Consider the following 12,478-nt stretch of genomic DNA (forward strand, 5'->3'; position numbering starts at 1 on the left):
GCGCTCGAGACCGGCTGACCGGGATGTCATCGACCACGGCGCCTGTGTAGGCCTCGCGCGGTGGAACCGGTCTCGACCCGGCCCGTAGTCGACCTGGCCATGGATATGTGGCAGTATCCGATACGGACATGTCGGAAAGCGTAGGGGGGCTTCGATGTATAGACGCCTTTAGTCGAACACTCGGGCATGTCAGTGTGACGAAACAAGACGAAGGTCGAAGTGGTTTACGAATTCAAGGTCGAACCAGCTCATTTGGATTTGGCGGCACGTGATCTGTGGAAACTGAGTGAGGACAACCCGCAGGCGGTGGCCTATGCCAAGCAGTGGCTGACACTGGATCAAAGCGCGGGCGAGATACTCAAACCCGTGTTCGCCGGACTCCAGAAAGCCGGTGAACGGCTGCAGAAGAATTATGAAACTCTGGGTCGTGTCACGGACTTGTCATCGACAGAACTGACGAATTCCGCCGTGATGTATCGATCGACGGACACCCAAACTGCCGAAAATCTGGATCGCAGCTACGAAAATCCGGAGTCGGTAAATTGAGCACCGAGTGGCCGGTGGCCAAACTTGCCACACCCAGCGACGATACAGACCCCGTATCCAACTTGGCCGAGCTGATGCTCAACGGCAACGGTGTGAGCATGAGTTACATGATCAATGCAGTGATCTCGTACGTCACCGGGTTCGACCCCATCGGCACGGTGACCAACTATGCTTCGGGTGATTGGTCCACTCTCTACCAGTCGGCGCAAGCTATCCGGAACATGGCTGGTTACAACAGTGCCTACGAAGGCTCCATCGATTCGGCCGCGGCGCACTTTGCGGCATCATGGACAGGGAACGCTGCCGATGACGCACGCGCGTTCTTCACCACGTTGGGTGACAGCCTGACCGGGCAAATCGATCCGATGAACGAGATGGCGGGTAAGATCGAAGAGTTCGCCCTGAATTCCTACGAGATGGCCAACGGTATTGCCGCTGCCCTCCAAGGGTTGGGTGATCTGGCAATTGTCTTCCTGGTGAACCAGGCAGCGGCACGGCTTCCGACGCCTGCAGCAGCTGTATTCCAATCCGTTGCGGCTGCGATCGCGGCGGTGATGGCAGTGAAGAGCGTCCAGGTTGTCAGTGCATTCGGCAATTGGTACAGCGGCGCGATGGCACTGCTCAGCTACTTGGAGAGCGGCGAGGATTATAAGATCGACATTCCCGAACTTCCGGAGAAAACTTATGACCACCCTGGGGTGTCATGAACAATCGTGAAGAACCGATGTTGGACCCGGCCGGAGATATCGGTGTATCGCGGGTGCTTTCGCAGGCATTGAAGGCACTGGCCGACAACACCGCCGACAAGAACCTGGAAAACCAGTTGCGGGAAATCCGCAACGGAACCGGCAGTTTGCGCGATCTGGAGTCCAGTGAATCGTTTTTGAGGCTTGGTGATTCGGTACTGGAGCAGGTTCGGCAGGACCAAGCTGTCCAGACCGACGAGGAGAAGCAGCGGCTGGTCGACATGGGCAATGCCATCCTCGAACGTTACCGACACGAAGATCCCCACGTCTCGGACCGCGAAACGCGGCCGGCTCCGGAACCCCGTCCCGCACCGGAACCTCCCGCTCAGCCCGTACCACCACACACCGCATCGCAGCCGACGAGCAACCCGCGTCGATCCTGGCGTGATGTCGTCGTGACCCCCGACGAGCCCGATGAAGACGACCTGTATTTCCAGGAACGGCGGCAACGCGGCTGGTTGCAGTGAGTGGGGCGCCGGAGACCGGGCGGGAGCACCATCTCGACGAGTACGGCCGAACGTGGCTGTACTCGGAACATTCGGTGCGCAACCCCGGCGAGGCCGCGCGGGAAGGGCACCACGAAACAACGGACGCGACTATCCCGCTTCGCCGCCGGCCGAGCTCTCGGAGCAATGCTGAACCACTGCTCCGGATGTCACGACGACGACTTACAGGTGCCACGGTGCCGCTCGACCTGGAGTTCGCGCAACCGCTCCCGAGTGTCTGTGCCGCCCACGGCCGGCCCGCTGTGGCGTGGGTGTCCATGAGGTCTGTCTTCTACGAAACCGCGGTCCACCCGCGCGACCCGAAGCTCTCGTTCCATGCACCGCATCGATATCCACCGCCCTCGACCGTGGTCGACGGTGATTGGCCGATATGCGACTTGTGCAGCGGCTATCGACGTCGCTACCGCGGTTTGGCCGGGCTCCTTGCGATAGTTATGGTCGCCAACTTGATAGCCGTGGTTGTCGTCGCGCGGATAGTGCATTACGACCCGCTGATACCTCCGCTGGCGCTCGGCGTATTCCCGGGTTCGATTCCGCTCGGATTGCTCGTCATGTCGTGGCTCTACAAGAAGGGCGATCCCCGGATGACGCTGCGGCCCATCGATGACGAACGGTTCCTGCGGGTCGCGGTACACCCGAAGTTCGGGGCCGCCGTTCATCGTGTGACCACGGAACCGCAGGGGAAGCCGCCCGCGGTGCAGCACTATCGCCTCGAACACGGCCGGGTGGTGCCGGACCATTCGGCGCAGGGTGGGCAGACGGGAACAGGTCCCTACCGGATGGAGAACGGCAGAGTCGTACCGAACTATGCTGTGAGGCCCGGGGATGATCGCTGACGCGTAAGAGTCCCGTGCGGATTGCCGGCGCCACCTCTGGGAGACCTACGAACCGTCGAGCGATAAGAAAAAGACGCCGGTCAGGAGCGTAGAGCACTCGGTATCCGCCGGCCGGGTCGCCCAGGTGCGGGCGTATGGTTTTCGGTCCGCGCGGTCGGACGCGGTCACTACCGGCCTCGCCTCCCTGATGGGGATCATTCTCGGCGTGAGCCGGCGGGCTCCCTCGGCACCGAGAAAAGGCAGGTGAAGACGCTTGTTGGGGGTCCGGCTGGTGCGGCCGGGTGTCATGTGTGGCGTACGGTGCCGCCGGCTTCGATGCCGTCCAGGATGATGTCGAGTCCGTCGATGAACCAGTCGCGTTCTCCGGCGGGCGAGGGTTGGTCACAGAGACCAGCCCAAATCGACTTTGCTGCGACTTTCGCACTCTTGCACGCTGAATTCGCAACCTAGAATGCGACTTTCGCACTCTGACACTGGGTTGGTGTCCCTGAGATGGGACGCCTCAGCGGCGCTTGAACGACGCGAACATACTGTGCGTCGATAGTTTGCGAAGATGCAACTCCGGGTGCTGATACCTGCGGGCACGGACCAGGTATGGGTCACGATTATCTGGTCATCGAACCTGAACCCCGAGTTGACAGGTGCGTCGAACGGGTCCGAGGGTTCCCGGTGGAGGTACGAACCCCTAGGGGACCGTACTCGATCTGCGACAACCGAGACTGCGAGACCTAATCGTCCGGAGATGGTTGGTCGTCCGCGGGCGTGGGAGCCTGCTGTTGCGGGCGCAATGCGCTTTCCGGCAGGTCACGGATATCGCCGGGCAGGATGATGGGATGCGTCGGAAACACTCGTGCCGAAGCGCTTTGGACAGCTTCGCGGAGATATGGGCCTACGTCCCGTAGGGCTCGGTTCACGATTTTTGTGCTGGCGCTGCCTTCGAGATCTACCAGGAATGCGCTCGTATCCTCGATATTTCCTTCGCTGGGGGTAGGAGACCCAGACGAAAATGCAGCCACCTCGTAGAACGCGACGATCTCGACCCGAACGGCACGAGGGTGATCGTCCAGGACGAGCAAGTCGATCGAAGCCGCGATCTGGCTAGCCGGTCGTCCACCTAATCCGATGGTCAACTCGCTCTTTGTTCCCGCCGCCCAATCGGGTATCTCTTTCTCGTCGTCCCATCGTTGTGCGAGGACGGACCAGGTTTCGATCCTGTCCAAACGGATGGCGAACGATGTAGTCGATGCCCCGTCGATGTGGCGTTTGTCGGTCATCGGGGCCCATCGCTGTCGGCTACCGCGCCCAGTTGGAGTACCGACGCTTCGTCGTCGTCGAGCTTGTCGGCGGGGACGAAGACCGGCTCGTGTAGCGTCCGCGGTGAGATGGTCCAGGCGTGTTCGTCACCAGCGGCGCGGGCGGTGCGCCGGGCCTGATTTTCCTCGACGGTCTCCACATTGATCTCGATCGCTGCGCCTACGGCATGGGCGTAGCGCAGGACGATATCAATCGTCGGATTACTGCCCTCGATATCGGACTCGAACCTGCTGATGCCGGACCTGTTGATGCCGATCGCTTCGGCGACCTGCGCCTGACTTATTCCCCGCCGCGTGCGTATACCGATGAGGTCGTTGAACAGGCGGCGTCGAGCCTGAGTCAGGTCCATTGCGTTCCTGAGGTGGCTTTGGCTGGTTAAGTCGAGGGCTTGTACGCGTCGCCTACTAATCCTCATATGTTGCATTATAGCGCAACATATGCTTGGGGGAGTGCTGTGCCGCGGTTCGGTTATCGCTTCGGAAACGGCGCCCACAGGTACCCACGTTCCGTGAAGAACTTCCTGAGATACCGCATGGCCTGTTTTGATATCGCGCCGCTGTCGGTCGTGGTTCTGCAGTGGGTTGAGGCGGCCCAGTTTGCTGTCCCGCAATGTCACGCCCACGACGTGGTCTTGCCGATTGACCGGCTCCCCGAAGTACAACCGCCATTCCGTCTTCCTGCCTATGCCGGAGGCCTTCAGTTTGCCCAGCCAGGGTGGGTCCGGTTCGTCCTTGGGTGCGTAATCGAGCGGGCACCGGTAATCCTGCGGCTGTCGATATCGGCTACGCCCGAGGCCACCCCGCTCCGATTCTTCGATCTGACCGATGAGGTTGCCGTACGCGAATGGGTCCCGGGCCAGCAACTCGTTCAGTCCCTTGTCGGCGTCAGGAGTATGTTCCCAGTGGCACTGTCCTCGGGTTACGCGCTCGCCGTGCGGGAAGGTGTGGGTCACCGGCGCTCTCCAGTGAACTCCCTATCGAACCAATTGATGAAGGCGACGGTACTTCCCCACTGCCGTTGGATACGATCGTGGACTGCCTTCTGATCGTGACCGGGGAGGAAAACCCGGCTCCCGGTCACTGCGGCCCCGCACTGGCAGGCGCAAGTCCTCGGCCCTTCGTCGGGGTGATCGGGAATGTAGGTGACGGGATTGCGGTGATTGTCGACTGCGCGGCCGATCAGCAGGTCGTAGCCGGCGTCACCGGGCTGGAGGGCCCGTCCTGCAATCGCTTGTTTGATGCTTCCGTCGAGCATCGAAATGTTCTCGATGCGATCGATCTCGGCGACGGCAACCACGGTTCCCTCACTGGAGAACGTGGCGTAACCCTCCCGTTCCGCACGTGCGCCCAAGTTCCAGACGCCGCGATTCACCTCGAAGTTCACCTGATCGGATGCGTGCTTATCCCAGCCCACCCATGAGCGGCCCCACGTGCTCGAATCCTCGATCTCGCATCGCTGCCGAAGCTTGAAGTTGATTGCCACCCAATGCCTTCCGAAATGTATGGCGCGGCGCCCCAGGTCACCTGGCCACAGAGTATGGCTTGATAAAGCTTAATGCAAGGGCATGGGTTATTCTTTCTGCAGCGCTGATCGCGGCACCGTCCGTAACTCCAACGAGACGGACGAGGACGCGGCCGGTACGGAAGAAGTGATCAGTAGCGAGCACGCGCTGTGGCGAGCTTCGCACGTTGGGTAGCGCCGAGATGGTTCCCGACGCGATCCTGCACTACGTGAACAATCTCGCGCCCAGGGCTGCAGCGGCCTGCTCAGGGCTTGCGGTGGTGTCGACGCCGTGGACATGCACGATTCCCAGGTGGCGGCCGTTGCCGCTGATCTGGAGTCTCCGCTGGGGGGAGTCGTTCGGATGCGGATAGATGATGGTAGCGAGTGGAGCGGTATGCGGTGCGTATCCCGAGGAGTAGGTCAATAGCTGATGGACGTCGGCGGCGCTTATCGTTCGGTTGGCGTAGGTCTTGTATTTGGCGTCGATCGGGAGCAGGCTCGGCGAGCCGGTTCCGGTTGAACGCCGGACGAGCACGTCTGGGCGGAACGGTGGCCGGGACGAGAGATCGCCGCGGACGGTAATGGCCGTCGGGCCGGTGGAGGTGACGATTTCGGTTCCAGGTGGGGCGGCGTCGTGCACCAACCGGCGAACCACCGACTCCCACAGGGCCGGCATGTCCAGCAGCAGACTTTCCGCGGACGCTCCGGTATCGACAAGTAGATCAGTGACGCCTCCACCGCGCAGGACGAGACCCGCCCAGATGTGGGCGGGGCGGTAGCGACGGTTGAGTCGAGTGTAGGTGGTGCGGTCGAGCGCACGCAGGACGCGGGCGCGGGAGGCCGGCGTAGGGAATTCGATAGCGGTGCGGGTGAGTTCGCGAGCAAGGTGCGGGTCGGCAACCATTGTGCGGGCCGCGCGGAGGGCCAGGCCGCAGAGTTGGTTCTCCCAGATGGTGATATCGCGGTCGAAGGTCTGGTTGTGCAGGCGGTCGAGCAGGCCGTATCGCTTTGTTGCCTGGGCCACCGTGTCCAGGCGGCCGCGGAGTACGGGTTCGACTGTGTCGTGACGGATGTAGTCGCGGCGCAGGCCGTCGCGCAGCAGGGTTCGGCATTCGTGCAGCAATGCTGCTGCGACGATATCGGTGACGCCGTGCCGGTCGACCTGCCACCGGCGGAGCGTGGCCGGGTGCGGGACCGGTGCGGCAGCGGCATAACAGAACCACCGCAGCAGCGAATCGCCGGTGAAAGCGAGCTTCGGCGCGATGACCAGGCGGATTCTGTCCAGGGCGAGGACCCCGACCGTTGCCCGGGCGGTCAGCGTCCAGCCGGTGCGGTGTGGGGTGAGTGTGCAGCGGCGCCGGTCCTGGAGTGCGTGCAGGCGTGTCAGATCGGCCTGGCTGAGCTGAGCGAGATCCAGCGATACCGCTTCGTATTCGGCCAGCCGGATCTCGATACGGTCAGGCATCCATGTCGCGGTCGGGGCCGGCGGTGAACTCGGCGGCCAGTGCGGCCGCGAGGTCGGCGACGGCGATCTGTGCGGGGCGGCCGGTGTCCTGGTCGATCAGGTCACCCAGGATTTCCCGGAGCAACTCCACTCTGCCGACACAGTAATCCTCCAGGAGCGGAACGATGTCGTGGTAGAAGGCCGCGGCCAGCTCTTCGTCCGTGGCGAGAGGTTCGCTGTTCGAGAGCAGGTACGCGTGGCCGATCTGGTGATCCGGGTCGAGGTGATCGGCGATGCGGGTGTTGAGGGAGGTAAGGAAGGAGGCGAGGTCGAGCGGGCCCACGGAGCCCGACACCGCGTCGGGGTCGGGACCGATTTCGACGAAGGCGAAACGTCGGCGGATCGCGGCGTCGAGATGGCTGACGCTGCGGTCGGCAGTGTTCATCGTTCCGATGATGCGAACATTCGGCGGGACAGTAAAAGTGCGTTTGCTGATCGGCAACCGCAGTGGGATGCCGCGTTTATCGGTTTCGAGCAGAGTGACGAGTTCACCGAAGATCCGCGGCAGGTCGCCACGGTTGATTTCGTCGATGATGAGCAGGAAGGTGTCGTCCGAATCGGCCGCGGCGGTGCAGAGATTGTGGAACAAGCCGTCGGTGAGCTGGAGTCGCAACCCGTGCCCGTTCGGGGTGTCGACCGGTTTGTAGCCTTCGACGAAATCCTCGTAACCGTAGGAAGGGTGGAACGTCACCAGCTGCACTTTGTCGGAACCCAGCATATGTGAGACCTCCTGCGACTCTGCGGGGTTGCCGAGGGCCGCGGATTGTCCGGTAGCGACCAACGCTGTCTGCAACGCCAGCCGGGTCTTTCCGGTGCCGGGCGGGCCGTACAGGATCACTTGACCCTTCCGGACGAGCGCATCCTGTACGCGGGTTACCGCCGCCGGTATCTCGGCGGCGGGATCGAACTCCGACGTGGCGCCGGAAACCGTGCGGGGGCGGGTGAGCTGCGCGAACAACTGCTCCGGAACCTTCGCGAAAGTCGGCACCCAGCCGTTCTGCGGCTCCGCCAGATCCTGAGCCAGGGAGGTGTCCCAATCGACCGGAACCACATGGCGATACTCGGTCAGGTCCTCGTCGAAGTAGTAACCGCCGGAAACTGTACCGACCGCCAGCACATGGGATTTGCCCTGGTTGGCGACGATCCGGTCGCCCGGTTCGAGATCGCGGAACGCCACCAGATTCCGGGCTTTGGTCAGATTGCCGCCGGGGCGGTCCGGCAGCTCGGTGTCGAGAGCATGTTTGAGCTCGGTGTCACTGGTGTACTGAGTGAGATCGCCGACCTCGTCCCAGCCGACTCGGATGTACTTGTGTGTCCGGCACTCATCCCAGAGCCGCGCGCCCGGCCCGGGGCGATCTTCCACACCACGCGCTTCTGCTCCCGCGGATCGAAGCTCGCGTACAGGAACCGCATCACCTCCGAGGAAGACATCCCTTCCAGCGCGGGCTCTTTTCGAACCAGCTCACGGAGTTGCCGGTTGGACCGCCAGGCGGGAGCGTTCCGCTCGGGCGTCCCACCCAGCAGCGCGATGAACTTGCGCAGGTGGGTCGACGAGTAGATCGGCAGGAAGTGCTGCGGGTAGTAGGTGGTCATCGATTTGGTCGCGAGAGTCTGGCCGGACGTAAGCACTTGGAGGTCGTCGAGTTCGGCGAAGGCCTGCCGTTCCACGGCGTCGAATGCTGCGACGAACTCACTGCGCAACCGCTGCCACGCCTCGTCCACACCGAGGCCCATGAGCGGAGGAGCGAGCCGCCACTCGCCGGATTTATGCCGGTAGAGCATATGTTTACGGGCGCTGCCGCCGCCGATGCTGCCGAACTCGGTGGCGACGAACTCGAGCAGCCGGCAATAGGTCATTTCGCTGCGCTGGCCGACGCCCAGCGCATACCGCTCGAGCGGCATCGAGGGCCATTCGTCGAGCGGGAAAAGTTCGACGATCTGCTGACGCTGACTCTCCCCGGCGGCCAGTCTTTCGGAGTAGGCGGATCGGTCGAACTCGGCGACCGCAGCGTGAATGTCCATGTAATTCCTCATCGGTTCTCGCTGTGGTCACGCGCCGGTGATCCGTGGGGAGAGAGCCGGGTCAGAATAGCGGCGGACCAGGGCAGTGTCACTCCGAGGGGCGTACTGTCGGCGGTATACGCACCACGATGCGGTCGGGCGCAGGTCGACCGAGCGCTGGGATGTTTCGGGCTAGATGGTCAGTGGCGCGGATTCGGGGAACTCGACCGGCAGGGCGGTCAGCGCGCGCTGGAAAGGTCCGGGGCGCCAAGTGAGGTCCCCGGCCGGTACGGCGAGGCGTATTTCGGGCAGGGCGTCGAGGAGTTGGTCGATTGCCTCCTGTGCGACCAGGTAGGCCACCTCTTTTGCCGGGCACATGTGTGCGCCGACACTCCAGGCGAGGTGGGCGCGGTTGTCGGTGTATTCGCCGTTGTCGATCGCCGGATCGTTGTTGCAGGCGGCGATGCTGATCATCACCGGCTGATGAGCGGGTAGCCAGACGCCGTCGATCAGAATCGGCTGGCGAGGAAAGGAGATCGCGTAGTTAGCCACCGGCGGGTCGGTGAACAGTACCTCGTCCACGGCGTCGCGGGTCGAGAGGCTTCCGCCGAGGACGCCGCCCGCGAAACGCTCGTCGGTGAGCATCAGCCGCAGCGAATTGACGATCAGGTTCTGCAGCGGTTCGATACCGGCTCCGTAGAAGCTGTAGACGTTGTGCAGCATTTCGTCGTCGTCGAGGTTCGCCGGGTCGTGCACCATGCGAGTGACGATGTCGTGCCCGGGTTCGCGCTTTTTCAGGCTCACCAGATCGGCCATGGCCTGTTCCAGCATGGCGTTGCCTTCGGCGGCGGCCGTTGTCGATCCCTCGATCATGGTGGCCATTCCGGCCGCCGCGCGTTGACTGATTTCGGCCGGGCAGCCCAGGATGTCGTTGATGAGCGCGAAGGTCAGCGGGAATGCGTACTGCCCGATGAGTTCCGCCGAGCCGGTGGCGCAGAAGGCGTTGATGAGTGGAATGGCGATCTTCTCCACGCGGCTGTGCAGCGAATACAGATCGACACCGCTCACACCGGCGACGGTTGCCTGCCGATAGCGGGCGTGCACAGGACCGGAGTTCCGGACAGCCGACGGGCGCCATTCCAGTAGCGGCAGTACGGGGCAGTCGCGGGGGATATCTTTCTGCCAGGTGCGGGAATCCGCCGGGAAGTGCTCGGGGTCGTTGAGGATGCGGATAGCGGTGTGATATCCGACGACGAGTGTCGCCGGAACACCGGGAGCCAGCTCGACCGGCACCAGCGGGCCGTACCGGCGGCGCATTTCGCGATAGGCGCGGTGGGGTGCCTGAGCGATTTCCGGTGCATAGAACGGAACCCGGGGTCCGTCGGAGCTCTGCGGTGACCCGTGGACGAGGGGAAGTGCGGTGGGCTGGGCGTCGGCCGACGGAAACAACTGTGTCACTCCATATGTACAGGTGAAGGTGGCGCCGGGATACAGCTCTACCGACGCCACCGGAAGCTCGTGGCGAGACTACTCGGCGAAGACACCTGACTCGAACCGAACCGACCGGATTGATCAATTCGCAATCGATCCGGGGGTGGAGACCCGGACGCCGGCTCGTACCGGGCCGGCCGAACCTCGGTGCCGGTCAGATATCCAGGACGCGGTCGGGGCGGGGGTGAACACGGCCGCGGCCGCCGTCTGCATGTGGCGCATTGCCGATGTGACTCCGCGTGGCATCCACGGAAGCAGAAGACGTCATGCTTACGGTGACGCGAAGGAAGCCGGGCGACGGTCTGTTCGCGACATGGGAGACGAGGTGCCGATGTGTGGTTGGCGGGCGGCAGTGACGCGGCTCCTCATGACCGTAGCGACGGCTGTGGGTGTGGTTTCCTGTGGCGGGCAGGCTGCTGAAGCGCCCGTTCTCCGTGGCAGCGCGGATACGACGAAAGTCGTCTACGGAGAGCACCCCGACAATTACGGGATTCTGCATGTGCCGGAGGGGGAGGGACCGTATCCGGTGGTGGTGATGGTGCACGGGGGTGGGTGGCTCGAGGATCACGATCTCGGATACTTCGAACCGTTGGCGGCGTCGCTGGCCGAGTCGGGTGTCGCGGTCTGGAATATCGAGTATCGGCGGGTGACCGGGGAAGGTGGCTGGCCGGCGACTCTGGCCGATGCCGATGATGCCACCGAATCGGTGGCCACTGTCGTCCAGCAGGCGGCAGGCGGGCGGCTCGACCTCGGACGAGTGCACCTGGCCGGGCATTCGGCCGGTGGGCATCTGGCGGCGTGGATTGCGGGGCGGCATACGCTCGGGCCGGGGGCGCCCGGCGCGCAGCCGCGGGTGCGTCCGCGGAGTGCGACCATCATGGCCGGGGTGTTCGACCTTGCGCTGGCCGTGCGTAAGGGACATGACGAATTCGTCGGCGGGTTGCTCGGTGGGGCGCCCTCGGAACAGCCCGCACGGTATGCGGTGGGGTCGCCGATCAAGCATCTGCCGGTGGGAATTCCGGTGGTCGCAGTGCACGGGACGGCCGATTCGGTAGTGGATCCGGTGCAGTCCCGGTCCTATGTGCGGGCTGCGCAGGCGTCGGGTGATCCGGCACGGTTGGCGATGCTGGAGGGGGCTGGGCATGCGGATTTCGGAGATATCGATTCGACTGCCTGGGCTACTGCCCGCGCGATCATTCTCGAACACGTGACCGGGGCGCACGCGCATCGGTGAGCGACCGATGATTTTTGCTGAGCGGACCGGTCATTACCACTGACCGGCCGACAGGATAGGACGCAGCGAATGAAACTCACGGTGCACGAATTCCTCACCTTGGACGGGGTGATGCAGGGTCCGGGAGCACCCGACGAGGACACCAGCGGTGGGTTCGAGCGCGGTGGGTGGCAGGTGCCGTTCACCGGGGACGAGGATTTCGGGCGGATCGTCGGCGGGTGGTTCGAGCAGGTGGCGGAGTTGCTGCTCGGACGGAGTACCTACGAGATGATGTACGAGTACTGGTCGCAGGTCACCGATCCCGCCGATATCGTGGCGGCGAAGTTGAACGGGCTGCCGAAACATATCGTGTCGACCACCCTGGCCGAGCCGGAGTGGCAGAACTCGACGGCGATCGCCGGGGACGTCGTCGGGCAGGTGCAGGCGTTGAAGCAACGTCCGGGCGGGGAACTGCAGGTGCACGGGAGCTGGCAGTTGGTGCGGACACTGCACGAGGCGGGGTTGATCGACGAGTATCGCTTGATGGTGTTTCCGGTGGTGGTCGGGCCGGGGAAGCGGTTGTTCGATACGTATTCGCCGGCGTCGGGGTTCACACTGGCCGACAGTGCGGTGACGGGATCGGGAGCGGTGTATCAGGTGCTGCGACCTGCGGAGTTCCAGGCGGGGCGTTATCTGGTCGAAGGAGGGCGTGAGGTATCCGAGGTCGGGTGAGTTCCGGATCCGGCCGTCGTGTCGTGGGTGGTCCGGGGATCGCCGGGTCTCCCGTTGAACCAGGTGGGAGATTTCCCGGTGCAGGT

General features: G+C 63.6%; 13 protein-coding genes. 6 read left to right on the forward strand and 7 right to left on the reverse strand.

Annotated features, from left to right (window positions below; translation table 11 throughout):
- Positions 1-219 precede the first annotated feature (219 nt).
- From NFL01S_RS27655 to NFL01S_RS27670, 4 genes are all read left to right on the forward strand, one after another.
- Entirely contained in the window at positions 220-546 is a 327-nt protein-coding gene (locus NFL01S_RS27655) for a type VII secretion target (protein WP_062979227.1), read from the forward strand.
- Positions 543-1,253, forward strand: coding sequence for a hypothetical protein (locus NFL01S_RS27660; protein ID WP_062979228.1), 711 nt, complete (start codon positions 543-545; stop codon positions 1,251-1,253). The genes NFL01S_RS27655 and NFL01S_RS27660 overlap by 4 nt, the downstream gene beginning before the upstream one ends.
- Positions 1,250-1,759 (forward strand): hypothetical protein, encoded by a 510-nt coding sequence (locus NFL01S_RS27665; protein WP_062979229.1) that lies wholly within the window; start codon positions 1,250-1,252, stop codon positions 1,757-1,759. Before NFL01S_RS27660 ends, NFL01S_RS27665 begins: the two co-directional genes overlap by 4 nt.
- Positions 1,760-1,974: 215 nt before the next feature.
- Positions 1,975-2,634: a hypothetical protein gene (locus tag NFL01S_RS27670; RefSeq protein WP_062979230.1), complete on the forward strand. Its 660-nt coding sequence runs from the start codon at positions 1,975-1,977 to the stop codon at positions 2,632-2,634.
- A gap of 728 nt (positions 2,635-3,362) precedes the next feature.
- On the opposite strand, the gene NFL01S_RS27680 is transcribed toward NFL01S_RS27670, so the two are convergent.
- From NFL01S_RS27680 to NFL01S_RS27705, 7 genes are all read right to left on the reverse strand, one after another.
- Positions 3,363-3,908 carry a hypothetical protein gene (locus tag NFL01S_RS27680; RefSeq protein ID WP_062979232.1) on the reverse strand — a complete coding sequence of 182 codons (546 nt, stop codon included), beginning with the start codon at positions 3,906-3,908 and terminating at the stop codon, positions 3,363-3,365.
- Entirely contained in the window at positions 3,905-4,297 is a 393-nt protein-coding gene (locus NFL01S_RS36195) for a helix-turn-helix transcriptional regulator (RefSeq protein ID WP_062979233.1), read from the reverse strand. Before NFL01S_RS36195 ends, NFL01S_RS27680 begins: the two co-directional genes overlap by 4 nt.
- Positions 4,298-4,896: 599 nt before the next feature.
- Positions 4,897-5,430: a hypothetical protein gene (locus NFL01S_RS27690; protein WP_062979234.1), complete on the reverse strand. Its 534-nt coding sequence runs from the start codon at positions 5,428-5,430 to the stop codon at positions 4,897-4,899.
- A 244-nt stretch (positions 5,431-5,674) separates the two neighbouring features.
- The gene (locus tag NFL01S_RS27695; protein WP_062979235.1) at positions 5,675-6,916 is read right to left on the reverse strand and encodes an McrC family protein; all 1,242 of its coding nucleotides are present in this window, start codon (positions 6,914-6,916) and stop codon (positions 5,675-5,677) included.
- A complete protein-coding gene (locus NFL01S_RS37170; RefSeq protein ID WP_503826398.1) occupies positions 6,909-8,258 on the reverse strand; it encodes an AAA family ATPase in 1,350 nt (449 codons plus the stop codon). Before NFL01S_RS37170 ends, NFL01S_RS27695 begins: the two co-directional genes overlap by 8 nt.
- Positions 8,150-8,977, reverse strand: a complete 828-nt coding sequence (locus NFL01S_RS37175; RefSeq protein ID WP_245670914.1) for a hypothetical protein — start codon at positions 8,975-8,977, stop codon at positions 8,150-8,152. The genes NFL01S_RS37170 and NFL01S_RS37175 overlap by 109 nt, the downstream gene beginning before the upstream one ends.
- A 171-nt stretch (positions 8,978-9,148) precedes the next feature.
- Positions 9,149-10,414, reverse strand: coding sequence for a cytochrome P450 family protein (locus NFL01S_RS27705; RefSeq protein WP_062979326.1), 1,266 nt, complete (start codon positions 10,412-10,414; stop codon positions 9,149-9,151).
- 400 nt (positions 10,415-10,814) lie between these two features.
- Here NFL01S_RS27705 and NFL01S_RS27710 point away from each other — a divergent pair, with 400 nt between their 5' ends.
- Both NFL01S_RS27710 and NFL01S_RS27715 read left to right on the forward strand, forming a co-directional pair.
- Positions 10,815-11,681, forward strand: a complete 867-nt coding sequence (locus NFL01S_RS27710) for an alpha/beta hydrolase family protein (RefSeq protein ID WP_062979236.1) — start codon at positions 10,815-10,817, stop codon at positions 11,679-11,681.
- 69 nt (positions 11,682-11,750) lie between these two features.
- On the forward strand, positions 11,751-12,392 hold the full coding sequence (locus NFL01S_RS27715; protein ID WP_062979237.1) for a dihydrofolate reductase family protein: 642 nt from the start codon (positions 11,751-11,753) through the stop codon (positions 12,390-12,392).
- Positions 12,393-12,478: the final 86 nt, after the last annotated feature.

The organism is Nocardia flavorosea NBRC 108225, from assembly GCF_001613385.1.
In the GTDB taxonomy this organism is placed as follows: Bacteria; Actinomycetota; Actinomycetes; order Mycobacteriales; family Mycobacteriaceae; genus Nocardia; species Nocardia flavorosea.